At 66.7% G+C, this 23,942-nt stretch carries 23 protein-coding genes and 1 tRNA gene; 10 read left to right on the top strand and 14 right to left on the bottom strand.

Annotated elements, in window-relative coordinates; translation table 11 throughout:
- Positions 1 to 76 precede the first annotated feature (76 nt).
- Positions 77 to 1,444: an ABC transporter substrate-binding protein gene (locus JL101_RS06340; RefSeq protein WP_203098876.1), complete on the bottom strand. Its 1,368-nt coding sequence runs from the start codon at positions 1,442 to 1,444 to the stop codon at positions 77 to 79.
- 75 nt (positions 1,445 to 1,519) lie between these two features.
- On the bottom strand, positions 1,520 to 2,224 hold the full coding sequence (locus JL101_RS06335; RefSeq protein WP_203098877.1) for an RraA family protein: 705 nt from the start codon (positions 2,222 to 2,224) through the stop codon (positions 1,520 to 1,522).
- Between the two features lie 174 nt (positions 2,225 to 2,398).
- On the opposite strand from JL101_RS06335, the gene JL101_RS06330 reads away from it, so the two are divergent.
- The 7 genes from JL101_RS06330 to JL101_RS06300 all read left to right on the top strand — a co-directional run bounded on the left by JL101_RS06330 (position 2,399) and on the right by JL101_RS06300 (position 6,919).
- The gene (locus JL101_RS06330) at positions 2,399 to 3,394 is read left to right on the top strand and encodes a 2-hydroxyacid dehydrogenase (protein WP_228435311.1); all 996 of its coding nucleotides are present in this window, start codon (positions 2,399 to 2,401) and stop codon (positions 3,392 to 3,394) included.
- A gap of 81 nt (positions 3,395 to 3,475) precedes the next feature.
- Positions 3,476 to 3,652 (top strand): hypothetical protein, encoded by a 177-nt coding sequence (locus JL101_RS06325; protein ID WP_203098878.1) that lies wholly within the window; start codon positions 3,476 to 3,478, stop codon positions 3,650 to 3,652.
- A gap of 131 nt (positions 3,653 to 3,783) precedes the next feature.
- Positions 3,784 to 4,062, top strand: a complete 279-nt coding sequence (locus tag JL101_RS06320; protein WP_203098879.1) for a type II toxin-antitoxin system Phd/YefM family antitoxin — start codon at positions 3,784 to 3,786, stop codon at positions 4,060 to 4,062.
- A complete protein-coding gene (locus JL101_RS06315) occupies positions 4,059 to 4,550 on the top strand; it encodes a PIN domain-containing protein (RefSeq protein WP_203098880.1) in 492 nt (163 codons plus the stop codon). The genes JL101_RS06320 and JL101_RS06315 overlap by 4 nt, the downstream gene beginning before the upstream one ends.
- Positions 4,551 to 4,645: 95 nt before the next feature.
- The gene (locus JL101_RS06310; protein WP_203098881.1) at positions 4,646 to 5,962 is read left to right on the top strand and encodes a short-chain fatty acid transporter; all 1,317 of its coding nucleotides are present in this window, start codon (positions 4,646 to 4,648) and stop codon (positions 5,960 to 5,962) included.
- A 371-nt stretch (positions 5,963 to 6,333) separates the two neighbouring features.
- Positions 6,334 to 6,633, top strand: a complete 300-nt coding sequence (locus JL101_RS06305) for a type II toxin-antitoxin system RelB/DinJ family antitoxin (protein WP_203098882.1) — start codon at positions 6,334 to 6,336, stop codon at positions 6,631 to 6,633.
- The gene (locus tag JL101_RS06300) at positions 6,620 to 6,919 is read left to right on the top strand and encodes a type II toxin-antitoxin system RelE/ParE family toxin (RefSeq protein WP_203098883.1); all 300 of its coding nucleotides are present in this window, start codon (positions 6,620 to 6,622) and stop codon (positions 6,917 to 6,919) included. Before JL101_RS06305 ends, JL101_RS06300 begins: the two co-directional genes overlap by 14 nt.
- Positions 6,920 to 7,266: 347 nt before the next feature.
- Here JL101_RS06300 and JL101_RS06295 read toward each other — a convergent pair.
- The 3 genes from JL101_RS06295 to JL101_RS06285 form a co-directional block, all read right to left on the bottom strand.
- Positions 7,267 to 7,353 (bottom strand) — tRNA-Leu (locus JL101_RS06295).
- Between the two features lie 81 nt (positions 7,354 to 7,434).
- Complete coding sequence (locus tag JL101_RS06290; protein WP_203098884.1) at positions 7,435 to 8,229, bottom strand: hypothetical protein; 795 nt, start codon at positions 8,227 to 8,229, stop codon at positions 7,435 to 7,437.
- A 570-nt stretch (positions 8,230 to 8,799) separates the two neighbouring features.
- On the bottom strand, positions 8,800 to 9,564 hold the full coding sequence (locus JL101_RS06285; protein ID WP_203098885.1) for an SOS response-associated peptidase: 765 nt from the start codon (positions 9,562 to 9,564) through the stop codon (positions 8,800 to 8,802).
- A 220-nt stretch (positions 9,565 to 9,784) separates the two neighbouring features.
- Between JL101_RS06285 and JL101_RS06280 the strand changes: the two genes are divergently transcribed.
- From JL101_RS06280 to JL101_RS06270, 3 genes are all read left to right on the top strand, one after another.
- Entirely contained in the window at positions 9,785 to 12,109 is a 2,325-nt protein-coding gene (locus tag JL101_RS06280; RefSeq protein WP_203098886.1) for a xanthine dehydrogenase family protein molybdopterin-binding subunit, read from the top strand.
- 69 nt (positions 12,110 to 12,178) lie between these two features.
- Positions 12,179 to 12,979 carry a 3'(2'),5'-bisphosphate nucleotidase CysQ gene (gene cysQ / locus JL101_RS06275; protein ID WP_203098887.1) on the top strand — a complete coding sequence of 267 codons (801 nt, stop codon included), beginning with the start codon at positions 12,179 to 12,181 and terminating at the stop codon, positions 12,977 to 12,979.
- Positions 12,976 to 13,776, top strand: coding sequence for a ferritin-like domain-containing protein (locus JL101_RS06270; RefSeq protein WP_203098888.1), 801 nt, complete (start codon positions 12,976 to 12,978; stop codon positions 13,774 to 13,776). Before cysQ ends, JL101_RS06270 begins: the two co-directional genes overlap by 4 nt.
- Before the next feature lie 12 nt (positions 13,777 to 13,788).
- Here JL101_RS06270 and JL101_RS06265 read toward each other — a convergent pair whose 3' ends face one another.
- The 9 genes from JL101_RS06265 to JL101_RS06225 all read right to left on the bottom strand — a co-directional run bounded on the left by JL101_RS06265 (position 13,789) and on the right by JL101_RS06225 (position 23,931).
- Positions 13,789 to 14,967: a PP2C family protein-serine/threonine phosphatase gene (locus JL101_RS06265; RefSeq protein WP_203098889.1), complete on the bottom strand. Its 1,179-nt coding sequence runs from the start codon at positions 14,965 to 14,967 to the stop codon at positions 13,789 to 13,791.
- Positions 14,968 to 16,206 carry a response regulator gene (locus tag JL101_RS06260; RefSeq protein ID WP_228435310.1) on the bottom strand — a complete coding sequence of 413 codons (1,239 nt, stop codon included), beginning with the start codon at positions 16,204 to 16,206 and terminating at the stop codon, positions 14,968 to 14,970.
- On the bottom strand, positions 16,203 to 16,925 hold the full coding sequence (locus JL101_RS06255) for an ATP-binding protein (RefSeq protein ID WP_203098890.1): 723 nt from the start codon (positions 16,923 to 16,925) through the stop codon (positions 16,203 to 16,205). The genes JL101_RS06260 and JL101_RS06255 overlap by 4 nt, the downstream gene beginning before the upstream one ends.
- A gap of 23 nt (positions 16,926 to 16,948) precedes the next feature.
- The gene (locus JL101_RS06250) at positions 16,949 to 17,254 is read right to left on the bottom strand and encodes an STAS domain-containing protein (protein ID WP_201072901.1); all 306 of its coding nucleotides are present in this window, start codon (positions 17,252 to 17,254) and stop codon (positions 16,949 to 16,951) included.
- Between the two features lie 62 nt (positions 17,255 to 17,316).
- The gene (locus JL101_RS06245; protein ID WP_203098891.1) at positions 17,317 to 18,510 is read right to left on the bottom strand and encodes a methyl-accepting chemotaxis protein; all 1,194 of its coding nucleotides are present in this window, start codon (positions 18,508 to 18,510) and stop codon (positions 17,317 to 17,319) included.
- Positions 18,511 to 18,533: 23 nt separating this feature from the next.
- Positions 18,534 to 19,583 carry a protein-glutamate methylesterase/protein-glutamine glutaminase gene (locus JL101_RS06240; RefSeq protein WP_323374714.1) on the bottom strand — a complete coding sequence of 350 codons (1,050 nt, stop codon included), beginning with the start codon at positions 19,581 to 19,583 and terminating at the stop codon, positions 18,534 to 18,536.
- The gene (locus JL101_RS06235; RefSeq protein WP_228435309.1) at positions 19,583 to 20,215 is read right to left on the bottom strand and encodes a chemotaxis protein; all 633 of its coding nucleotides are present in this window, start codon (positions 20,213 to 20,215) and stop codon (positions 19,583 to 19,585) included. The genes JL101_RS06240 and JL101_RS06235 overlap by 1 nt, the downstream gene beginning before the upstream one ends.
- Before the next feature lie 8 nt (positions 20,216 to 20,223).
- The gene (locus JL101_RS06230) at positions 20,224 to 21,132 is read right to left on the bottom strand and encodes a CheR family methyltransferase (RefSeq protein ID WP_203098892.1); all 909 of its coding nucleotides are present in this window, start codon (positions 21,130 to 21,132) and stop codon (positions 20,224 to 20,226) included.
- Between the two features lie 81 nt (positions 21,133 to 21,213).
- Positions 21,214 to 23,931: a methyl-accepting chemotaxis protein gene (locus tag JL101_RS06225; RefSeq protein ID WP_228435308.1), complete on the bottom strand. Its 2,718-nt coding sequence runs from the start codon at positions 23,929 to 23,931 to the stop codon at positions 21,214 to 21,216.
- Between the last annotated feature and the right edge of the window lie 11 nt (positions 23,932 to 23,942).

Genomic DNA, 23,942 nt, shown 5'->3' with positions numbered 1-23,942 from the left:
GCCATTGTGGTGGAATAGGAAGCGGGCACCGCGGAGGGGCGGCGTCCCGCCGCCCCTCCGCCTCATCGTGCCGGGATCAGCCCGCGACCGCCTTGATGCGGGCGATCATCTCGTCCACGGCCTTGTCCACCGGCACCTTCTCGTTGATGACCCGGTTGGCCGCCTTGGCCCAGACATTCTCGTTGTTCAGGATCGTGAACTTGTAGTTCTTGGTGAACTCGAAGGTCACGGTGCCGTCCTTGAACTGGTTGTAGACCGACAGCCGGTGCGGATCGGCCTTCCAGAACGGACGCTCCTGCCCCTCCTTGGTGACCGGGAACCAGCGGCCGAGCGAGCCCTCGACATAGGGGGTCAGGTTCTCCTCCTCCAGCAGGAACTTCACGAATTCCTTGCCGCGCTCCTTGTTGCGGGCGTTGGAGAAGATCACGCCGGTCTTGACCGCCGCGCGGTACACCATCTTGCTGCCGTCGGGCTTCTGCGGGAAACCCGCCGTGCGGATCAGCTGGTCATAGTTCTTCTTGGCCTGGTCCCGCTGCTCCTGGGTCAGGGTCGCGTTGTTCATGTCGTCCAGCCACTTGGCCGCGATCGAGATGGTCGCGTTGTGGGTCAGGGCCGTGGTCTTGTTGTGGAAGCCGACATTGTTGTCCGGGTCCTTCCAGCTCGTGGCCGACGGCGGCGCGCAACCCTTGGCGTACGGCTCGGTATAGTCGGTCAGCGCGCCGACCAGCCCTTCCTTCACCTTGGGATCGTCGACCAGCAGCTTGCCGTCGTCATCGACCATCTTGACGTTGTAGGCGTCGGCGAAGGTCAGGAACGAATAGAAGGAGTCGCTGCTGTCCACGCCCAGCGGCTGCCCGATGCCGTAGGCCCGCTGGCCAGACGCCTTGCGGTAGGCCGGCTGCACCTTGCTGCACCAGAAGGCCCAGTATTCCTTCCAGGTCTTGGGAATGTCGGATTCCTGGAAACCCGCCTCGTTCAGCATGTCGATCCAGTACTGGATATGCATGGTCTGCTGCTTGATCGGGAAGGCGTAATAGGCGCGCTTGCCCGTGCTCTCGTTCAGCAGGTACGCCGTCTCCACGGTGTTCGGCGCGAACCGGTCCTTCATCGGTTCCAGGACGTCGGTGATATCCTCCAGCCGGCCCTCGAAGGCCCATTTGCCGGTGACCTGGAAATCATAGACGTCGGCATAGGCGACATCCGGAGGCGTGCCGGAATCCAGCGCCGCGACCGTCTTGGGGATCATGTCCTGCACGGGATACTGGGACAGCTCGACCTTGACCCCGGTCTTCTGCTCGAACTTCCGGATCGCCTCGAACAGCGCGTCGTCCTCGGACTTGTAGAAGCCCTTGACCCAATAGACGTTCAGCTTTTCCTGGGCCATCGCCTGGCCCGCCGTCGCCGCCATGCAGACGGCCAGAACCGCACCCAACAGTGACTTCATCGCTTCTTCTCCCCGTTCTCGTTTTTTTGATTGTTCCATCAGGCAACACCGGGCCCGGCGCGTTCTCCGACTCCGCTACATGATGCCGGTCCTCCCGAAGATGTCCTCGGTGCGCTCGCCCCGCTCGATCATCTGCCGGACGCTCTCCTCGCCCTCGACCTTCTCCAGCGCCAGTGCCACGATGTCGGCGGCATGGTCGGCCGGAACGACCACCACCCCGTCGATGTCGGCGACGATCACGTCGCCGGGATCGATCCGGACGCCGTTGCCGAACTCGATCGGGCAGCGGAAGTCGATGACCCGCCCGCGCATCCGCTGGTCCTGGGCATAGGAGCCGTGGGAATACACCGGGAAACCGAGCTTCCTGATCCCCAGCGTGTCGCGGTGGAACCCGTCCACCACCGCCCCCGCCGCTCCCAGCGTACGGGCGCGCGTGCTCATCAGCTCGCCCCACAGCGCGTAGCGCGGCGAGCCGCCGGTGCAGACATAGACCTCGTCCCGCTGCAGCTCGTCGAGCGCGCGGAGCATCAGCCCGAATGGAAAAGGATTGCCTCCCCCCTGCCCGGCCCCCCGCCACTCCACGTCGCCGCAGCAGTCGGCCTCCAGCACGGGCATGGCGCGGCCGGCCATCACCCTGGCGGGAGCGGTGTCGGGATCGATCGGGCGGATCGCCGGCGGCAGGAACTGGCGGGTCAGCCCGCGCGTGTCCATGACGTCGCCCAGCACGGCCGTGAAAAGCCGCGTGCGTATGGTATCGAGAATGTCCGTGCCAGTCGCCACGGGCTCATCTCCCCCCTGATGTCGCCTCTCTGGTCCGGAGGCTTTCGAGAACTGTAACGCGGCTTTATGCCACGACAAAGCTTGTTTTCTTTTGGAACGAAACTTGCCTGGAGTTGACAGACGCGCCATGGTGTGTAGCCGCCGGACACAAGGCGGAGGGAAGAGACAACAAAGGTGCTGATACAAGCCATGGCCCGCCCGGAAATCCTTCAGATCGCCCCGATGATGCCCGTGGTCGCCGACCAGATCGACCGGCTGTTCACCGTTCACCGTCTGTGGGAGGTCGCCGACCGGGACGCCTTCCTGGCCGAGCACGGCCCCCGGATCCGCGGCATCGCCGCCGGCGGGCACGCCCCGCTGAACGAGCAGCTGATGGGCAGGCTCCCCGCGCTGGAGATCGTCTCCGCCTTCGGCGTCGGCTACGACCAGATCGACGCCAAGTGGGCCGGCGGCAACGGCGTCGTCGTGACCAACACGCCCGACGTGCTGACCGACGAGGTCGCGGACCTCACGATCGGCCTGCTGATCTCGACGGTCCGCCGCATCCCGGAGGCCGAACGCCACCTGCGCGACGGAAAGTGGCCCTCGGGAGCCTTCCCGCTTACCGCGTCGCTGCGTGGGCGCAAGGTCGGCATCCTCGGCCTGGGCCGGATCGGCAAGGCCATCGCCAAGCGACTCGAAGCCTTCGGCCTGCCGATCTCCTACCATGGCCGCACCCGGCAGGACGGCGTCGACTACGCCTATGTCGCCGACGCGGTCGATCTGGCCCGCCAGGTGGACGTGCTGATCTCGGTCATTCCCGGCGGCGCCTCGACCGAGCGGATGGTCGGCCGCGAGATCTTCGAAGCCCTCGGCCCAGACGGCATCTTCGTCAATGTCGGCCGCGGCACCGTGGTGGACGAGGCCGCCCTGATCGAGGCGCTCCGCTCCCGGGCGATCCTGGCCGCCGGCCTGGACGTCTATGCCGACGAGCCCAACGTCCCGGCCGAGCTGATCGCGATGGAGAACACGGTGCTGCTGCCCCACGTGGCTTCCGGCACGGTCCACACCCGCAACGCCATGGGCCAGCTCGTGGTGGACAATCTCGTCTCCTGGTTCGACGGCCGCGGCGCGCTGACCCCGGTGGCCGAGACGCGAGAAGTAGCCGCGAAGAAGTCCGGCAAGGCCTGAAGCAGTACCGCCGCCGCACCCCGTCGCCCCAGGGAATGAATCACCGGCTTGTCTGTTAAATGCTCAGAAGGAGATCAAATCATGAGCAAGAAGCAGCTTATCGGTGTTGTATTCGCCCTGCTGGCGCTGGGAGCATGCTCGACGGAACAGATGGTCGGCACGGGAGTCGGCGCCGCCGGCGGCTATGCCGTGGACGGCAAGCGCGGAGCCCTGATCGGCGGCGCGGGCGGCGGCCTGCTCGGCACGATCATCGACTGACGCGCTGCGGGCGGAGCCGGCACCGGGGAGCCGGCTTCGCATCGCTTCCCTCGAAAACCCTTCCCCTCTCCACGGCACCGGCATTAATGTCCGGCATGAATGTAGCGTGATCACCTACAGGAGAGGCCGGCATGAAGACGATCACCGCGGCGGAAGCCAACCGGCAATTCTCCCATTTGCTCCATGAAGTCCGGAAGGGCACATCGTATATCGTCACGTCACACGGCACCCCTGTCGCGACGCTGGCGCCGGCGGATGACGAGCTTCGTGCCAGGATGCGGGCGCACGACGCACTTCTGTCCAGGCTGCGAGACCAGCCGGTAACCGACATCGGCACGTGGGACCGGGACGAACTCTATGACTACGATAGTGATCCCGAGACCACGCCGCTTGGTGGAACCCGGGCGTGAAGGTGGCTCTCGACACCAACGTCCTGGTGTATGCGGAAGGCATCAACGGTTCCGTGCCCCGAACGCGCGCATTATCGCTGATCGCGGCGCTTCCGCTGACCAACGTCGTGGTTCCGGTACAGGTCTTGGGAGAGTTGTTTCGAGTGCTGACCCGCAAGGCCAAACGTCCGCCCGCCGAGGCGCGTGGGGCGGTGCTGGCATGGCAAGACAGCTTCCCGACCCACGGCACGACCGCGTCTGCGCTGGCTGCGGCCATGGATCTGACCGTTGACCATGGCATTTCCGCTTGGGATGCCGTGATCCTGGCAGTTGCCGCCGATGCAGGATGCCGTTTGCTGCTGTCCGAAGACATGCACCAAGGGTTCACTTGGCGGGGGGTGACGATCATCGACCCTTTCGCCACGCCGCGACACCCGCTTCTGTGTTCCGTCCTGGGTGCCGATGCCGGCACCGGACTCGATCAACCGGTTCCACTGTCTCCGTCCTGAAGCCCTGAACTTCCGCCGCCCCAACGGGTTGATCTCCCGCAAACACCCGACCCGGCACCGCACGCCGGCACGGAATCAACAAGGGGGAGACGCCAATGCTGGGCGCAGCAACCAACTGGTCCACGAACTTGGTCGAGCGCTATCTGCCCGACCCCTACGTTCTCGTGCTGCTGCTGACCCTGCTCGTCTATGCCGCCGGCATCCTGTTCGAAGGCGCCTCGCCGCTTGCCATGGCCCGTTACTGGGGCGGCGGGTTCTGGCAGCTGCTGGAATTCAGCATGCAGATGGTGCTGGTCCTGGTGACCGGCTTCGTTCTGGCCAGCACGCCCTTCTTCAGGCGCATACTGTCCGCCATCGCCCGGTTGGCGAAGACGCCGGGACAGGCCATCGTCATGGTCACCTTGGTGTCCCTGGCGGCGAGCTGGATCAACTGGGGCTTCGGCCTCGTCATCGGCGCCCTGTTCGCCCGCCAGCTCGCCCGCGCCGTCCCGACGGTTGACTACCGCCTGCTGATCGCCAGCGCCTATTCCGGCTTCGTGATCTGGCACGGCGGCCTCTCCGGCTCGGTCCCCCTGACCATCGCCACTCCCGGCCACTTCACCGAAAGCCTGATCGGCATCGTCCCGACCAGCCAGACGCTTTTCAGCAGCTACAACCTGATCATCGTCGCCGCCCTGTTCGTCCTGATCCCGCTGACCAACCGCCTGATGCTGGGCCACGGCGGCCAACCCGTCCACGTGGACCCGGCCAAGCTGGTGGACACCGACCCGGAGGACGCCGGCCGAATCGACCGCCCGGCCGACCGGCTGGAGCAGAGCCGCGCGATCTCCTGGATCGTCGGGGGGCTCGGCCTGCTGTTCATCGCGCTCTATGTGATCGACAAGGGCCTGGCGCTGAACCTGAACATCGTCAACTTCACGTTCCTGTTCCTCGGCATCCTGCTGCACGGCACGCCCTACCGCTTCCTCCACAGCCTCCAGGAGGCCGTGAAGGGTGCCGCCGGCATCGTCATCCAGTTTCCGTTCTACGCCGGCATCATGGGGATGATGGTGGAATCGGGCCTGGCCCGGAGCCTGTCCGAATGGTTCGTCTCCTTCTCCACCTCCGACACCCTACCCCTCTTCACCTTCTGGAGCGCCGGCCTGCTGAACATCCTGATCCCCTCGGGCGGCGGCCAGTGGGCGGTGCAGTCCCAGGTGATGCTTCCCGCCGCGATGGAGCTGAAGGCCGACCTCCCCAAGGTCGCCATGGCCGTCGCCTGGGGCGACGCCTGGACCAACCTGATCCAACCCTTCTGGGCTCTGCCGGCCCTGGCGATCGCGGGGCTGAAGGCGAAGGACGTGATGGGGTTCTGCCTGATCGTGCTGGTCGTGTCGGGGGTGGTGATTTCGGCGGGGTTGCTGTGGGGGTGAGGTTCCTTTCACGGCGCTCGGCGATGTGGAATTGCAAACACCCACGCCGGCCTGCCTATAGGCCGATTTATCCGCCAAGTCCAAGGCTGTCCGACAAGAGTTTTGCCAGTACCCAACAATGTATCAGGCAACCAAAAGCGCTCCTTCCGTCATGACCGGACTTGATCCGGTCATCTCCCAGCGGGCTTCATCAGGCCTTCGCTGATTGAGCCCCGCAGGGCAAGCCCGATCAGGATGAAGAACAAGTTTCGACATCCAAGTAAACACACCGTAGATCACGCACTGGCCACACGCCCACCCCGGGGACATTACGCCCTTGATCGTATCTCAATTGAGATACATGATAGGAGCCTACAACAGGAGAACCGGCGATGGTTGCCCAGACATCAATGCTGCACATCCGCGTGGATGACAAACTCAAGGCTGACGCAACGGAAAAGCTCGCCAATGTCGGCCTCACTGTCTCGGATGCCGTACGTATCTTGCTTACGCGCATTGCCAAAGAAGGCGCGCTGCCGATCGGATTGACTGCGACACCTGAAGCTTATGACGAATGGTTTCGGGCCAAGGTTCACGAGGCGCTGGCCGACACAAGCCCAGCGGCACCTCATCAGCATGTCATGGACGAAGCTCAAGCCTTGATCGACAGGAAACGTCGTGGCGGTGCTTGAGTGGCGGGAAACGGCCCGCGCCGATCTCCTGGCAATACTTGATTACATATCAGATGACAATTTGGACGCCGCTCAGCGTCTAAAGAACGACATTGAGGCCAAGACTGCAAAGCTGCCTGAACATCCGAAGCTCTACCGGACCGGCCGAGTCGCCGGCACACGCGAAATGGTGGTTCGAACAAATTACGTAGTTGTCTATACCGAAGACACTCGCGCGGTGACGATCCTTCGCGTGCTTCACGCCGCCCAACAATGGCCGCCTGTGCAGGAGTGGAAAAGCGTATAGGGTAGGCCGTGTACAGGACGAGTGATGTTCAGCTCCCTAATGACAGTGAAACAAAGATGACTTTCAATGCCTGGTTCATTTTGAAAAGAAAGCGGTTTCATTCGCCGAGGACAATGCAGGAATCACTTCTCTCTTGGAAAAACAACGCACTAAGCTTCAATGTGAGTGAGGCGCATCTTTATCAAGACAGCGCCGCAATTTGACATGGCCAGCCGCCGGGCAACATACCCCGGAACTTACCTGGCTCACGTCTGATTACGTATCTCCTGCTACCCAGGCGAGACTGCAATACAGTCATTGAGTGAAGCCCGCAACAGACCCTCTTGCGCACGAAGCTTTGGTTTGATTGGTGCCCCCGGCCAGACTCGAACTGGCACGCCATCACTGGCAACGGATTTTGAGTCCGCCGCGTCTACCGATTCCGCCACAGGGGCTCCCTGGGGAAAGTGCCGGGATCATACTCGCCGGCACCCCGGGGTCAATCAAATTCACCGCCCTGCATCACGGCCCCGCCTTCACCGCGCCGGCCGCCGGCAATACTCCGCGGTCGTGTACCGCCCCGTGATCGTGTAGGGCGTTCCCGGCCTCAGGATGAACTCGCTGGCGCCCTTGGGCTTGTTCGGGTTCGCCTTGTCGTCGGCGGGCGCCCAGTCATAGGTGTATCCCAGCCGGGTCCACGGAAAACCGGAGGCGTTGTAGGACTTCGCATAGTTGCCGGTGAACCAGGTCCGATAATCATCCACGTCGCTCGCCGTATCCACCTCGCAGCGGCTGTCGTCCACTTCGCGGTCGGGACAGGGGCGCAACATGTCCTTGGGCGACACCCACATCTCCACGAAGCGCGCGTTCTGACCGGTCGGCGGCAGCCCGAAAAGCTGAAGGAGGCGATTGGTGATCGCGACCGTGTCGCCGGTGCCCAGCGAGCGGCAGAAGTCCTGCACCTGCGGAACGGCCGTCACCCACATCACCGTGCCCCAGTTCGGCGGGGCCGACTTGTCCGCCGGCAGTTCCTCCGGCTGGGAATAGAAACGCTGGAACGCGCTTTCCGACATCCAGGATACGACCTTGACCCGGGAGTCGGCAGCCTCGGTCTCCCAGCGCAGGGCCGCGTTATCGCGACGGATGGGCACCAGGCGATCGTCGATCTTGGCCGGGGTCGGAACGGCCGCGTCGGAGATCGCCTCGATATAGCGCTTCAGCGGGTCCGCCCCGTCGGAGGATGCCGCGACGGCGACACCCGCCCCGCCGCCGGCCCAGGCCACCATGAACATCCCCGCCAGCGCGGCGACCAGATCCCTGCCCTTGTCCAAGTCCGTGCCCCCGATTGCCTGTGGATCGGCCGGCATGGAATCGGGCCGGCGCCTCGGTGCCCGCACTACCTTGCGGACGTTCTGGCGCCTTCTTTATCTCCTATTTGTATAAAAATAGTTGAAACGCTCGCGCGAAAGCATCTTCCGATCTGTCAGGAAGCTATTCCTTCACCAATTCGCGCTAGGCTTGCCGCTGCATCTCGGTGCCGGATCTTTGCAGCGTGAATATCAGGACCCACGGTACCCGCCTGCTCCCACGCGCGGATGAATACGTTTGCTGACATGCTCCGGGGGGGATGATGTCAGCATCCTTCGCCGTGATGGTTCGCACGTGGATGCGCGGGTCAAGCCCGCGCATGATGGAAGGAGATGAAAGAAGATCATAAGGAGACGAAAGGAAGGAACGCCACCGTCCGATCATGACAAAAGCTCACATATCGCCCCCATCTGTGGCCATCGCCGTAATCTGTGGCCCCCTCGACACCTCCGGAACAGGAGCGCCCGCCGCCCGCCGCCATGATCACGTTTGATGACATCCACGGCCAAACCCCGGGGGGCGTCATCCCCCCGTCACAGCAGCTTCGGCTGTCTCGGCTCCGGCGCCGGCTCCGCCGAACCTCCCGCCCCCGCCGCCACCCCAGCCCCCTCGACGGGATCGACGCACGACGGATCGTCGTTCCGCACGCTGTTCACCCGCGTGCTGACCGGATAGGCCTCCAGCCAATCCTCCGGGCAGGGCCGAAGCAGCGCCCCGGCGGCTTCCCCGGAGGTCTCCGGGTCCAGCCACGCGGCATAGTCGTCCTCGGCAAGGATCACCGGCATCCGCTCGTGCAGCGGCTTCAGCACGCCGTTGGCCGTGGTCGTCACGATGGTGACCGTCTCCAGCGGGTGGTCCAGGGCGGGGCCGCCCTTCGGTCCCTTCCAGGTCTCCCACAATCCGGCGAAGGCGAAGGGTTGCCGGTCGCGGCGGCGGATGCGGAAGGGCTGCTTCTTCGTCCCCTTGGGCACATGCTGCTGCCATTCATAGAACCCGTCGGCCGGGACCAGGCAGCGGCGGCGGGCGAAGGCGCTGCGGAAGGACGGCTTGTCGGCGACCGATTCGGACCGCGCGTTGATCATCCGGCTGCCGATCGACGGATCGTCGGCCCAGTGGGGCACCAGCCCCCAGCGCACCAGGGACAGCGCGCGCCGCTTCCCGTCGTCCAGCCAGCGCACCACCGCGACGTCCTGGGTCGGCGCGATGTTGAAGCGGGCCGGCAGGTTCGGCAGGTCGGGAAAGCCGAACATCCGGCTCATTTCGGCGACCGGAGTCGCGAGGGTATAGCGTCCGCACATGGCTTTCCGGTGCTTTCCAAGCTCGGCTGATCCTTGAAACATCCTGCAACATAAGGACCCCGCGCCGCCCGCCAAGCATCTTTTCGGGACATGTCAGGTAAGACCACTTCCGGGGTTTGTCATCCGGCTGGACGCGCATAAACTCTCTGGCTTACGAAGACAACGGCACAACCAGGCAGCACAATCTGCCGGCGCATTCCTTCAGGGGGGTTCAGATCACATGGCCAAGTTTGGAATCGGACAAGCGGTGCCGCGCACCGAGGACGCCCGCCTGCTGACCGGGCGCGGACGCTATACCGACGATATCTCCCTGCCGGGGCAGACCTACGGGTATGTCCTGCGCTCGCCCCACGCCCATGCGGAGATCGTCTCCATCGACCTGGAAGACGCCCGCAGCGCCCCCGGCGTGCTCGGCATCTACACGGTGGAGGACCTGGAGGCGGCCAGCATCGCCCCCCTGCCCTGCAACGTCCCGCTGGTCCAGCGCAACGGCCAGCCGCTGGTGATGCCGCCGCGCCCGGCCCTCGCCAAGGGCCGCGTCCGCCACGTGGGCGACCCCGTCGTCTTCATCGTCGCGGAGACGCTGGACGCGGCGCGCGACGCCTCCGAACTGGTCATGATCGACTATTCGGAGCTGCCGGCCATCGCCGACACCGTGGGCGCCCTGGCGTCCAACGCCCCCCAGGTGTGGGAGCAGGCGCCCGGCAATCTCAGCTTCGAGTGGGAGAAGGGCGACCACGCCGCGACCGAGGCCGGGTTCGCCAAGGCCGCCAAGGTGGTCAGCATCGACCTGGTGAACAACCGGATCGTGCCGAACTCGATGGAGGGCCGGGCCTGCCTCGCCTCGATCGACGACACCGACCGCTACGTCCTCTACGTCTCCAGCCAGGGCGTCCACGGGTTGCGCACCCAGCTGGCGACCCAGATCTTCAACGAGCCGGAAGAGAAATTCCACGTGCTGACCACCGACGTGGGCGGCGGCTTCGGCATGAAGATCTTCATGTATCCGGAATATGTCCTGTCGCTGTTCGCCGCGCGCAAGCTGAACCGCCCGGTCAAGTGGACGTCGGAGCGGGGCGAGGCGTTCCTCAGCGACGACCACGGGCGCGACAACGTCTCCCACGCCGACCTGGCGCTGGACGCCGACGGCAGGTTCCTGGCGCTGCGGGTCTCCACCGTCGCCAACCTGGGCGCCTACCTGTCGAACTTCGGCCCTTACATCCCGACCGACGCCGGCACGGCCATGCTGGCCGGGGTCTACACCACGCCGGCGATCCACGTGCTGGTCAAGGGCGTCTTCACCAACACCAACCCGGTGGACGCCTACCGGGGCGCCGGCCGGCCGGAGGCGGCCTACCTGCTGGAGCGGCTGGTGGACGCGGCGGCGCGCGAGCTGGGGATGCATCCGGGCGAGCTGCGCCGGCGCAACTTCATCCCGCCGGAGGCGATGCCCTTCAACACCGCGCTGGGCCTCACCTATGATACCGGCGAGTTCGCCCGCAACATGGACGACGCGCTGGAGCTGTCGGGCTGGACCAGCTTCGAGCAGCGCCGGGCGGAGGCGCGGTCGCGCCGCAAGCTGCGCGGCATCGGCCTCGCCACCTATATCGAGGCATGCTCGGGCGGCGGGCCGGAGCAGGCGACGATCCAGATGTCCGGCGCCGGCAAGGTGACGGTGCTGATCGGCTCCCAGTCCAACGGCCAGGGGCACGAGACGGCCTATACCCAGATCGTCTCCGACCGGCTGGGCATCCCGGCGGAGGACATCGAGATCGTCCAGGGCGACAGCGCGCGGATCAGCTTCGGCTCGGGCACGGGCGGCTCCCGCTCCATCCCGGTCGGCGGCGCCGCCCTGTCCGACACGGCGGAACGGGTGATCGAGAAGGCCCGGGCCAAGGCGGCGGAGCTGCTGGAGGCTGCGGCCGTGGACATCGGGTTCGAGGACGGGACCTTCACCATCGTCGGCACCGACCGCAAGGTGACGATCCAGGACGTCGCCAAGGCCAGCGCGCCCGCCGACGGCGGCTTCGCCTTCGACGAGGAGGCCCGCTGGACGCCGCCGGCCGCGACCTTCCCCAACGGCTGCCACATCTGCGAGCTGGAGATCGACGAGGATACCGGCGGGATCGAGTTCGTGCGCTACACCGTGGTCGATGATTTCGGCAAGGTGCTCAACCCGCTGATGCTGGCCGGCCAGGTCCATGGCGGCGTCGGCCAGGGCATCGGGCAGGCCGTGTACGAGGAATGCGTCTACGATCCCGATTCGGGCCAGCTCCTGACCGGCTCCTTCATGGACTATTGCATGCCGCGGGCCAACAATATCCCGTTCGTCCAGTTCAAGCTGAACGAGGTGCCCAGCACGACCAACGCCCTCGGCATGAAGGGTGCCGGGGAGGCCGGGGCGATCGGGGCGCCGCCCGCGGTGATCAACGCCGTGGTGGACGCGCTGTCGGTCTACGGGGTGCGGCATGTGGACATGCCTGCAACACCGCAGAAGATTTGGCGCCTGATCCAGGAGCATCGCCCCGCGATCGCCGCCGAATAACGTCGGCAGGGGTTCCCCAAGGGTCGCGCGGGGGCGTATGCTCCCCATCTTGTGACCTTTGGGGGACTCATGTCAGATCGTAGGGCGGATCAGAGCCTGGATCACGGCTTTGCCAAGTTGCTTCCGGCCGTGCGCACCATCGCGCGGGAGGCCGGTCAGGTCATACTCCGGTATTACACAGACACCGTGACCGCCCACGTCAAGTCCGACGGCAGTCCGGTGACCGCCGCCGACCACGCCGCCGAAGCCGTAATCCTTCCGGCCCTGCACCACCTTACCCCGGACATCCCCGTCATCTCGGAGGAGCAGCACGCCGCCGGCAAGTCCCCGCCGGGCGACCACGGCACCTATTGGCTGGTCGATCCGCTGGACGGCACGCGCAGCTTCGTCGAGCACACGGGCGAGTTCACCGTGAATATCGGCCTGGTGAAGGACGGCGTCCCGGTCCTGGGCGTCATGTACCTGCCGGTGGACGGCGATCTCTACGCCGCCGCCGGCCCCGGCACCGCCGTCCACTGCGTCCAGGGCCGCGGCGACGTGCCGATCTCCGCCCGCATGGTTCCGCCGGACGGGCTGGTGGTGCTGTCCAGCCGCCGCCACGGCGACCGCGAACGGCTCGACAGGTTCCTGGAGGGCAAGCTGGTGAAGGAGCACCGCCACTCCAGCAGCGCGCTCAAGTTCTGCCTGATCGCCCGCGGCGAGGTGGACGTCTATCCCCGCTTCGGCCCGACCTGCGAGTGGGACACGGCGGCCGGACACGCCATCCTGCTGGCGGCCGGCGGCTCCATCGAGACGCCCGACGGCAAGCCGCTGGGCTACGGCAAGCCGGATTTCCTGAACGGGGAGTTCATCGCCTACGGCCGCCGATGAGTATTCGGTCTGCCGCCGTCACCGTCCTGACCACCGCCGATCCTGCCGAGAAGGTCCGCCTCTCCCGCCGCTTCGCCGAGGAGTGGCGGACCGGCGCGCTGGCCGGGATCGAGCCGCCCGGCCCGCCGGTCCCGCCCGACCGGCCGGCGCGTCCGGACTATCCGGAGCTGCGCCAGCCGCGCGACATGCCGCCGCGCCGCAAGGCCGGCAGCGTCGCCGGGCGGACCGCGCTGATCCACGCCCTCGCCCATATCGAGCTGAACGCCATCGACCTGTCCTGGGACATCGTCGCCCGCTTCGGGGCGGAGATGCCCAAGGCTTTCACCGACGACTGGGTCCAGGTCGCCGACGACGAGGCGCGGCATTTCGACATGCTGTGCCGCCGCTTGGCCGACCTGGGCAGCCATTACGGCGCCCTGCCCGCCCATGATGGGCTCTGGCAGGCCAGCCGGGACACCGCCCACGACCTCGCCGCCCGCCTTGCCATCGTCCCGCTGGTGCTGGAGGCGCGCGGGCTGGACGTGACGCCCGCCATGATCCGGAACCTGCGCACCGTCGGCGACGATGCCGGGGCCGACGCGCTCCAGATCATCCACGACGACGAGATCACCCACGTGGCCGCCGGCCGGCGCTGGTTCGAGCATGTCTGCGACAAACTGGACATCCCGCCGATTCCCACTTGGCAGAACCTCGTCCGCACCCATTTCAAGGGCGGATTGAAGCGTCCCTTCAACGAGGAGAGCCGGGACAAGGCGGGCTTCTCCGCCGCCTTCTACGACCCGATCGCCGACGAGTGACGGTCGATCGCGTCATGCCCTTCGGGTCAGCACCAGCGCGGTCACGTCGTCGTCGAAGCTGCCCAGCGCGGTGAGGGAGCCGAGCAGGCCGGCCAGGAAGCCGGCATCCTCCTCCTGGTGCATGTGCCCGCGGACGAGGTCGAGCAGCCCCTCCTCGCCCAGCACGGTATCCTCGGCGGTCCACAGCTCGCTGGCACCGTCGCTGTAGAGGAACAGCCGGCCGCCGACCGGCAGGGCCAGGTCGCGGTTCTGGTAACGGGTCGAGGCCAGGATGCCGACCGGCAAGCCGCTGCTGTCGCCGAACTCCGGCGCGGCATCGCCCGCCTGCCAGACCATCGGCGCCGGCGCCCCGGCGGAAGCGTAGTGGAACGTGTTGTTCTCGGCATCGACCACGCCGACCAGCATGGTCGCGAACTGGCCGCTGCGCAGGAGCGGACAGACCCGTTCGTTCACTTCTCGCAGATGGTCCGCCGGATCGAAATCGTTCAGGTCCATCTGCCGCAGGATGGCGTGCAATCTGAAAGTGTTGAGCGCCGCGCCGACGCCATGGCCGGAGAAATCGACCAGCCAGACGATCAGCCTGCCGCGCCCGTCGCGCCGCAGGTCCCAGAAGTCGCCGCCCAGTTCCGAGGACGGCTCGAAATGCGCCGATAGGCTCAGGCCCAGGTCGGCCTCGGTCTCCCGCAGCCGCGAGGGGGCCGGCAGCAGCCGCTCTTGCATGCTCCGGGCCAGTGCCAGCTCGCCCTGACGGCGGCGGCGATAGCCTTGCAGGTCGCGCAGCAGCGCCTGGTTCTCCAGGTGGATGCGGACGCGGGACAGCAGTTCGGTCGCGTTGATCGGCTTGCTGACGAAATCGGTCGCTCCGACGGAGAAGGCGCGGGTCCGGTCCTCCGAGCTGGACAGGCTGCTCTGGACAAGGATCGGCAGGTCCCGGCGGCTGGCGTCGTTGCGCAGCCGGCGGCACACCTCGAAGCCGTCAAGCTTCGGCATCATCAGGTCGAGCAGGATCAGGTCGGGCGCGTTCGCCTCTATCTTGGCCAGGGCGTCGATCCCGTCCTCGGCCATCTCCACCTGGGGAAACCCGCCGCGCTGGAGCACGGCGACCAGCAGGTGGCGGTTCACCCGGTTGTCGTCGACCACCAGAATCCGGGCATTCCGGATATTGACCGGTGCGGAGGCTGAACTGCTCATCTACCGCTCCGCCCAGGGAGGATTACAGGCATCCTTGGCCAGGAAGACCAGGGTCATGTCCTGGCCGGGGCGGTCGCCGACCGCGCGGGCGAGCGCCGCGACCATGCGGTCGCAGGCCTCATCCAGGCCGGGCGCCTGCAGGGCCGGAACAGCGAGGTCGGCGAGCGCCCGTTCCGCCGCCCGGCCGCCGTCGCCCGGCAGGGCGGTCAGCACGGCATTGTTGTAGAGAAGCAGCATGGTGCCCGGCCCGAACGTCAGGGTGCGGGTGCGGTAGACGCTCCCGGCGGCATGTCCGACCGGCGCGCCGTCGGCCTCGCCCAGAGTCGCCGTGTCGGAGCCGTGCCGGACCAGGATCGGCCGCCGGGCCGAGGCGGTGGTGTAGGAGAAGGTCCCGGCGGTCGGATCGACCACGCCATAGATCATCGCCGCCCGCTCGTCCGACTCGAACAGCCCGACCGCGCGAGCATTGGCCTCGGTCAGGAAGCGGGAGGGATAAGACGCTAGCGGCGCCAGTTCGTGGAGCACGGTATGCATGCGGAACGCGTTCAAGGCCGCCGATACGCCGGTCCCGGTCATGTCCAGGAGATAGAGCCCGAAGCGTCCCTCCGGCAGCGGGATGACGCCCCAGATGTCGCCGCCCAGTTCGGACGAAACGGCCCGGTGATGACGGATGCGCACGCCGCTGTCGCGGCTGATCTGGTCGAAGATCGCCGCGGTCGGCAGCAGGTGGCCGTACATCTCCCGCGCCATGGCCAGTTCGTTCTCCAGCCGGGTGCGGTAGAGCTGGAGATCCTGGATCAGCATCCGGTTCTCCAGGTGGATGCGGACCCGGGCCAGCAGTTCGTTCCGGTCGATCGGCTTGGTTATCAGGTCGGTGGTGCCGAGTTGGAATGCCTTGTTGCGGTCCTCGGTATTGGACAGAGCGGTCTGGACAAGGACGGGCAGATCGGCGAATCGCTCCTCGGCGCGCAGGCGCCGGCACACCTCGAACCCGTCCAGGCCGGGCATCACGATGTCCAGGATGACCAGATCAGGCATTTCATGGTCGATCTTGCGCAACGCGTCGATGCCGTCGACCGCATGCTCGATCCGGCGGAACCCCGCCTGCCGGAGCATCGCGGTGATCAAGGTGCGGTTGAAGTCGGTATCGTCCACCACCAGGATCAGGCAGTCGAGAATCCCGACCTGCCGGAGCTCGGTCAGCGCCGCCGCGGAGGCCATCTCCATCCCGCCGTTCATCGGGCGAACCTCATCCGGACCCGGCGGCCGTCGTCGAGCAACTCCCATGCGGCCGCCAGGGACTCGATCAGGCCGATGCCCCGCCCGCTCGCCGCCGTCGGAGCCCGGGGCTTCGGCACGAAACCGGGACCTTCGTCGATCACCTCGATGGCGATCTCCGCATCGTCGATCGAAACGGCGATCCCGACCCGCAGGTTCGCCAGCGCCGGATCGGCCAGCCTTTCGTTGAGATCGCAGGAGAAGGCGTCCAGCGCCGCCAGCGTGGGGCCGCGCAGGCTCGATACCGCCAAGTTGCCGTGGATCACCGCGTTGCTGATGGCTTCCTGGAGCGCCAGCTCGACGTCGTCCCGCCTCTCCTGCCCGAGCGACGCGATCCCGTCGATCACGGCCACCACCGCCTGGGCCACGGGCAGCCGATAGGCGCTCGCCGTGGTCAGGGACAGGAACAGCGTGCAGCCCGCCGCACGCCGCACGCACTCCGCCGCCGTCGTGGCGTCGAGCGAACCGACCTCGATGCAGGCCCCGGCCCCCCGGTCCAGGGCCTGGCTGAGGCAAGCTTGGTCAAGGTCCGCCGCGAGCACGGCGGCGCCGTCGATCCGGGCACAGGCGTCCGCCGGAAGGCCGCAGACGACGGGGTGGCCGCCGCGGCCGACGAGCGCCGCGATCTCCTGGAGGTGCTCGGCTGTCAGTCCGACACCGTAGAGCGTGCTCGCCCGCATGGCCGGATCGTCCGAAATCGGCTTCAGTCCTGGATATCCACGATCTTGTCCAGCTGGGCGACCGAAAGGACCCGCTTGACCTGCCCCTGCGCCCCGCGGAGGAACAGTTTCTTGTCGACCTGGGCGACCTCCTCGCGGGCGACCAGGATCATGCCGAGCCCGGAGCTGTCCACGAACTCCAGCCCGCCGATCATCATGACCTGACGCTTCGGATGGCTCTGCACCATCTCCTGGATCATGCTCCGGACCTTGCCATGGTCGTTGAAGGTCAGGCGGCCCGTGACGAAGATGCGCGCTTCCAGGTCATCCAGCTCGATACGATAATCCATTTCTACACACCGCTCCATGAATGGCAGAATGCGCTGCCGCCGCCCGGCAATCTCACGCGCGATCAGAAGAGTTCGACATTATCGTCGTCCGTGCCGTCCGACAGGCCCGGATCCACGCCGTCGGCTTCCGGGACCTCCGTCTCGTGGTCCAGCGCGCCGTGGGCATCCAGCGCCGAGCCCGCCAGCAGCATGCGGCGGACGAAGCGCTGGCGAAGCTCGCTCAAGGTCATGCCGGACAGCAGCTGGTCCACCCATTCCTGCGGGAAGTCCGCCTGGGCGCCGGCCGGCAGGGCGAGGCGCGTCCTCGCGCCCAGTTCGCCCAGGCCGTTCGACATCACGGTCATGCCGTCGATCACATGGTCCAGGCGCTGCTTGGCCAGATCCTGGAACTGCATCCGGGTGATGACCTGGCTGATATGGGCGGAAATCTCGGTCGAAACCCGCGCCGCATCCTGGAGCACGCTCTGGAAATGCTGGCTCTGCGCGACCAGGCTCATCATCGTCATGTCGATGCGGTCCTTGGCGAGCATCTGGGGCGACAGGTCGGTGTTCGCGATGTCGCGCAGGATCTCGTGGCCGCGCCGGACGCCGACGACGACCGCGCCGACCTTGTCGCGCATGCGGCCGGCAAGGTCGCCGGTCGCCTTGGACAGGTGACGCACCTCGTTGGCGACCACCGCGAAGGTCCTGCCGGCCTCGCCCGCGCGGCTGGCCTCGATGGTCGCGTTCAGCGCCAGGAAATTGGTCTGGCGGTTTATGGTGTCGATGTCGGCGATGCTCTTCTCGACCTCGCCGACATCCCGGACCACATCGTCCAGCACATAGACCATCGTCATGGCCTGCTTGGAAAGGTTGACGATGTTATTCACCATCTCGACCAGAATCTGCTGCATCGTCGCGACCACGCGGTCAAGCGGGATGGCCTCCCCGTCGATCGTGACGGAGTTGGCGACCGCGATGATATCCTCGACCCGCTTGGTCTGCTCCCGCGCCGAAGTGGCGAGGTCGCGGAACCGCGAACTGATCTCCAGCGTGCTGGACTCGACCAGGTCGCTGGTCCGCCTCACCTCGGTCGCCAGGGCGTCCAGGCAATGGTTCTGAAGCTCGGAAAAGCCGAGCCAGCGGCCCAGCAACTCGTCATGACCGGAGTCGGCCGGCAGTTCAGCCACCGGTGTCGGAGCCGGAACCGGGCGGATCGCCGCCGGAAGCGCATCGGAACGGCTGCCGGCGATGTTCTTCAACAATCCGAACGACATCGGTCAGTCTCCCCCGTCCGTCATCAGGTCGACCGTGAGGCAGGGGCCGCCGCAGCGCGCAGCATCTCGGCCGGGATCTGCCCGAGCGGCATCTCCACGGCGACACCGCCGGCCAGCTTGGCCATGCGGGGCATGCCGTAGACGACGCAGCTCTGCTCGCTCTCACCGATCGTCCAGGCTCCCGCGGCATGCATCGCCGCCATCCCGGAAGCGCCGTCGCGCCCCATCCCCGACAGGATCACGCCGACCGCGTTGACGCCCGCCACCTCGGCGACCGAATTGAACAGGACGTCGACCGACGGCCGGTGACCGCTGACCGGCGGTCCGTCGACGATCTCGCACAGATAGCCGAAGCCATCCCGGCGCAGCGCCATGTGCCGGTCGCCGGGGGCGATCAGCACCTCGCCGGCCATCACGCGCATGCCCGACTCGGCCATCCTGACGGTCAGCGCGGATTGGCGGTCCAGCCGGGCGGCGAAGCTGGGCACGTAGAAGGCACCCATGTGCTGGACGATCAGGATCGGCGGCGATCCTTCGGGCAGCACCTCCAGGATGTCGCGGATCCGTTCGACCCCGCCCGTGGAGGCACCCAGCGCGATCAGCCGGCCGCTGCCGCCGCGGACTCCCGCCTTGGCCCGCGCAGGCTTCGTCCTGGGAGGCCCCAGGCGGACATGGGCCGCCACCTTCAGCTTGCCGATCAGTTCGTCGCGGAAGTCGGCGAAGCGCTCCCCCTCGGCGCCGTTGGGCTTGGCGATGCAGTCGATCGCCCCCAGTTCCAGCGCCCGGACGGTGGCGTCGGCCCCCTCGCGGGTCAGGGTCGAGACCATGACCACCGGCATCGGCCGAAGCGTCATGATCTTCTCCAGGAAGGTCAGCCCGTCCATGCGCGGCATCTCGACGTCCAGCGTCAGGACGTCCGGATTGGCCGACTTGATCATCTCCCGCGCCTCATAGGGATTGGCGGCCTGGCCGACCACCTCGAATCCCGGCTCTGCGGCCAGCGCCTCGGTGAGCATCCGGCGCATCAGCGCGCTGTCGTCCACGATCGCGACCCGGATCGGCTTGCCCATCATCAGTCCCCGAACAACTCGATTTCGCCTTCGACCGGCTTGGCGCCCAGGTCGGACATGAACCGCATCTCGCTGCGGATGGTGTCCTCCACCGCGTCCTGCCGGATCAGGCGACGCATCACCTTCCCGGTGTTCGGGAAATAATGGACCCGCCGCGCGAGGGTGCCTCCCAGGTCCTGCGCGGCCAGGGTGAGCCCCTCGGCGGCGATGAAGCCCAGCACGAACTCAGCGTTGCGGCGCCCGATGGGATTGCTGCTGGCGATCACCTTGGCGCCGCCGAACACCTTCACCTCCAACCGGTCGCGCCGGCCGCCCCGCCGCAGGATCTCGTTGATCAGGCGTTCCATGGCGACACCGCCGTACCGCGCGGCGGCGTCGACCCCGCCGTCGCTCCCGGCGGGGGCTTCCGGCAGCAGGAAATGGTTCATGCCCCCCAGACCCAGGACCGGATCGCGGACGCAGGCGGCGATGCAGGAGCCGAGGGTGGTTACCAGCATCTCGTCGGGCCGCTGGGTGATCTTGTGCTCGCCGAGCAGGACCTTGACGGCATGGGCCCGGAAGCCCGGATGGAAATAGCCTTCGTTGGGCTCGTCCAGGCTCGGAACACCCCCTCTGCGGTCGTCGAGTGCGCGCACGGCATGCTTCATGGTATGGCCTGATAGCTGGTCGGCCCCACTTGGCGAAACTGTTCTGAAACGCCGTAGAGACTCTCTGAATGGCCGAGATAGAGATGCCCATCGCCATCCAGGAGTTGATGGAACTTCCCTATCACTTCCGTCCTACCATGCCTGTCAAAATAGATAAGCACGTTGCGGCAGAAGATCGCATCGAAGGGTCCGCGCATAGGCCAGTCTTCAAGCAGGTTCAGTGGCTTGAAAGTGATCAGCCGGCGCAGGCTCTCGCCCATGGAGAGAACCCGGCGGGTCCCCTGCTGCTGCTCCGCGGTGTGGCGCGAGCGGACCGCCGCGGGTATGGCGCTTGCCGCGTCCGCAGCGTAAAGCCCCCGGCGCGCGGTCTCGACCATGTGGGTGTCGATGTCGGTCGCCAGGATGCGGACGTCCCAGCGGTGGAGGTCGGGCAGCGTGGACGCCACGGTCATCGCGATCGTGTAGGGCTCCTCCCCCGAGGAGCAGCCCGCCGACCAGATCCGCAGGCGCGGCTTGGCGGCGCCTGCCTGCCGTTCCTGGATCCAGGGCAGCACCACCGTGGCCAAGTGCTCGAAGTGATGGGGCTCCCGATAGAAGCGGGTCAGGTTGGTGGTCAGGGCATTGACCAGCAGGCCGATCTCGCTTTCCCCCGACTCGGACGCCAGGAAGGCGCAGTAGGCGTCGAAGTCCGCCATGCCCAGGTCCCGCAGCCGGCGGGCAAGGCGGGAATAGACCATCTCCACCTTGTGGGGAGCGAGATGGATGCCCGTGAGCTGCTGGAGCAGCGCCGCGATCTGGTCGAAATGCCCACGGGTGAAATGGAATTCGCGCTCGCCGGTGGACCGGGACAGGCTTCCTTCCCGTTCCCGGCCGGCCGGTGCGCTCCGGTGCGCCGCTTCAGTCATTCGATCCCTCCCGGGCGGGGGCATGTCGCCAGATGTCATGAAAGGTCATGAAACGTCACGAGCCGGAGCTGTCGCGTCCGCTCAGAACTCCTTCCAGTCGGGGTCGTCATTGGTCTCCACCCGGCGCAGGGTGGTCGGGTGCGGGACGACCCGTTTGGCTTCGGAGACGGCGGGGCGGGCCGCTTGGCGGGGGGCGGAACGCCCGCCGGCCGCGGTCTTGCGCATCGGGACCGGCGCGGGCCGCGACGGGAGATCTTCGGAAGCGGGCAGGCCACCGGAGACGCTGAAGAACGAGATCAGCGAGCCGAGATCATGGGCCTGCCCTTCCATCGAGCGCGCCGCCGCCGAACTCTGTTCGACCAGCGCCGCGTTCTTCTGGGTCATCTCATCCATCTGGGCGACGGCGCCGTTGATCTCGTCCAGGCCGTTGGCCTGCTCGGCGGTCGCGCGGGCGATCTCCGCGACCAGGTCGGCGACCCGGCTGACGCCCGCCACGATGTCCGAGAGCGCGCCGCCGGCATTTCCGACGAGGTCGACGCCGTCGCGCACCTGGGTGTTGCTGTCGATGATCAGGGCCTTGATCTCCTTCGACGCCTGGGCCGAGCGCTGGGCCAGCGTCCGGACCTCCTGCGCCACCACCGCGAAGCCGCGTCCGGCGTCGCCCGCCCGGGCGGCCTCGACCGCCGCGTTCAGCGCCAGGAGGTTGGTCTGGAAAGCGATCTCGTCGATCACGCCAATGATGTCGCTGATCTTCTGGCTGGAGCTCTCGATCCTGCGCATGGCGTCCACCGCATCGCCGGCGACCTTGCCGCCGCGATCGGCGGCGGTACGGGCGGTCGAGGCGACCTCGTTGACCTGCTTGGCATTGTCGGCGTTGCTGCGCACCGTCGCGGCGAGTTGCTCCATGCTGGCCGCCGTTTCCTCCAGGCTGGAGGCCTGCTGCTCGGTCCGCTCGGACAGGTCGAGGCTTCCCGCCGAAACCTCGCGCGCCGCTTCGGAGATCGCGGCCGTGGACTGGCTGATCCGGCCGACGATGTCCGAGAGCTTTTCGGCCGTGGAGTTGAAGTCGCTCTTGAGGCGCTGGAAGACGCCTTCGTAGTCCTTCTCGATCCGGCGGGTAAGGTCGCCGTGGGAAAGGGACTGGAGGACGGAGGCCAGATCCTCGGCGACGGCGCAGACATTCTCGGCCAGATCGTTGATGCCCTCGCTGACCGTCAGGAAGAATCCGCTCTTGCCCGCCAGTTCGATCCGGGCGGAGAAGTCGCCCCGAACCGCGCCGGCGACGATGCCGCCGATTTCCTCCTCGACCTGGAGTTCCTCGGTCAGGTCGCGCCATTCGATGATGGTGCCGAGACGTTCCCCGCGCTGGCCGGACACCGGATGGGCGATGACCTGGAAGGTATGGCCGCCGGCCTTGGCGATGCCCTTGTGACTGCCGGTCAGCCCGCCGAGCAGCCGGCGCTGATGCGACGGATCGCGATGGAAGACATCGATGTTCGTCCCGATCAGGGATTTCGAGTCGAAGGCCGGCAGGCTCTTGCGCAGGTCGGCCTCGCACGCGCCGAACATGCTCATGATCGCCCGGTTGCAATAGACGATCTTGCCGTCCGCGTCGGACATCATGATGTTGGCGCTGACGTTGTCGAGGCCGATCCGGGTCCGCACCGCCGCCACGGCGACGGTCTTGAACGCATCCACGGCGCGCGCCATGTCACCCAGCTCGTCGCGGTCGGCGGTGCCGGGAACCGTGACGGCGAGATCGCCGTCGGTCAGGTCGGACATCACCTTGCGGAGCGCGTTGACCGGGGTGATGATGCTGCGCGAGATCAGGTGGGCGGCGATGATCCCGAGCAGGGTGGATATCACGCCGATGATCACGGTGATCGTCAGGGCGGTCCTGGCCTGCGCCGCCGCGGTGGCCTCGATTTCCGTCTGGCTCGCTTCCGCCGAGTTGACGATCTCGACCGCCTTCTTCGAGGTCGCCGTGCCCACGTTGAGCAGGACGTCGTCGCGCAGCCGAAGGATTTCCACGTTGCTCGACAGGATCTCGTTGAAACCGGCGGTGAACTGCTTGACCCCCTCGGCGAGAGCGGCCCTGACCTCCTGCAGCTTCGGATCCTTCAGTTCCGCGTCGAACTGTTCGAGATGCAGGCGCAGCTCGGCGATGTTGTCATCGAACTTCTGCCGGGCCGACTGGTCCCCGCTGGTCAGGAACCGTTCGGCTACCAGCCGCGCGACAAGCCAGTGTTCCTCCGCCTCCGCGGCGGCGAACGACGCGGCGATCGCGCCGGCGGCCGCGGACTTGTCCTTCAGCTCGGCGAAGTGCCCGAAGACCCTGTCGGCCAAGGGCTCCATCCGCTCGCGCAGCAGGGTGTCCTGCCGGGTCCGCAGGTCCACCAGCTTCTCGAAGTTGACCAGGTAGTCGGCGGCGAGCGCTTCGATGTCGGCCACCAGCCGCAGGCGCATCGGGTCGTCGACCGCCTTCTTGGTGGTGCCGATGTGGCCCAGCAGCTTGGCGTGCAGGTCCCGGACGACCGGCGGCAGCCTCTGGTCTCCGCTGTACGCGAAGTTGCGCGCGGTGATGCGGAGACCCACCATATCGGACTCCAGGTCCTTGGCGAACCTCGCCTCCTCCCCGATGTCGCTCAGGAGATGGACAAGGGCCTGGGTCGCCATCAGGCTGTATCCGCCATAGCCGAAGCCGGCGACCAGCAGGCCGACCATCAGGCCGAACGCGAGCCACAGGCGCTTTTTGATGCCGAGCCGAGCCGGGGCGGAGGTTCGATCGGTGACGGACATGGTGGAATCCC

The sequence above is a fragment of the Skermanella rosea genome, assembly GCF_016806835.2.
GTDB classification, from domain to species: Bacteria; Pseudomonadota; Alphaproteobacteria; order Azospirillales; family Azospirillaceae; genus Skermanella; species Skermanella rosea.
Note: the sequence above shows the minus strand (reverse complement) of the source record. Positions and strands in the feature narration are given on the sequence as shown.

Bases quoted from the DNA above. Each gene is read 5' to 3' on its own strand.
- JL101_RS06265 (WP_203098889.1), bottom strand. From the start codon at position 14,967: ATGAGCAGTTCAGCCTCCGCACCGGTCAATATCCGGAATGCCCGGATT.
- JL101_RS06340 (WP_203098876.1), bottom strand. From the start codon at position 1,444: ATGAAGTCACTGTTGGGTGCGGTTCTGGCCGTCTGCATGGCGGCGACG.
- JL101_RS06285 (WP_203098885.1), bottom strand. From the start codon at position 9,564: ATGTGCGGACGCTATACCCTCGCGACTCCGGTCGCCGAAATGAGCCGG.
- JL101_RS06230 (WP_203098892.1), bottom strand. From the start codon at position 21,132: ATGACTGAAGCGGCGCACCGGAGCGCACCGGCCGGCCGGGAACGGGAA.
- JL101_RS06305 (WP_203098882.1), top strand. From the start codon at position 6,334: ATGGTTGCCCAGACATCAATGCTGCACATCCGCGTGGATGACAAACTC.
- JL101_RS06260 (WP_228435310.1), bottom strand. From the start codon at position 16,206: ATGAACGGCGGGATGGAGATGGCCTCCGCGGCGGCGCTGACCGAGCTC.
- JL101_RS06255 (WP_203098890.1), bottom strand. From the start codon at position 16,925: ATGCGGGCGAGCACGCTCTACGGTGTCGGACTGACAGCCGAGCACCTC.
- JL101_RS06245 (WP_203098891.1), bottom strand. From the start codon at position 18,510: ATGTCGTTCGGATTGTTGAAGAACATCGCCGGCAGCCGTTCCGATGCG.
- cysQ (WP_203098887.1), top strand. From the start codon at position 12,179: ATGTCAGATCGTAGGGCGGATCAGAGCCTGGATCACGGCTTTGCCAAG.
- JL101_RS06325 (WP_203098878.1), top strand. From the start codon at position 3,476: ATGAGCAAGAAGCAGCTTATCGGTGTTGTATTCGCCCTGCTGGCGCTG.
- JL101_RS06225 (WP_228435308.1), bottom strand. From the start codon at position 23,931: ATGTCCGTCACCGATCGAACCTCCGCCCCGGCTCGGCTCGGCATCAAA.
- JL101_RS06280 (WP_203098886.1), top strand. From the start codon at position 9,785: ATGGCCAAGTTTGGAATCGGACAAGCGGTGCCGCGCACCGAGGACGCC.
- JL101_RS06320 (WP_203098879.1), top strand. From the start codon at position 3,784: ATGAAGACGATCACCGCGGCGGAAGCCAACCGGCAATTCTCCCATTTG.
- JL101_RS06240 (WP_323374714.1), bottom strand. From the start codon at position 19,583: ATGATGGGCAAGCCGATCCGGGTCGCGATCGTGGACGACAGCGCGCTG.
- JL101_RS06310 (WP_203098881.1), top strand. From the start codon at position 4,646: ATGCTGGGCGCAGCAACCAACTGGTCCACGAACTTGGTCGAGCGCTAT.
- JL101_RS06250 (WP_201072901.1), bottom strand. From the start codon at position 17,254: ATGGATTATCGTATCGAGCTGGATGACCTGGAAGCGCGCATCTTCGTC.
- JL101_RS06270 (WP_203098888.1), top strand. From the start codon at position 12,976: ATGAGTATTCGGTCTGCCGCCGTCACCGTCCTGACCACCGCCGATCCT.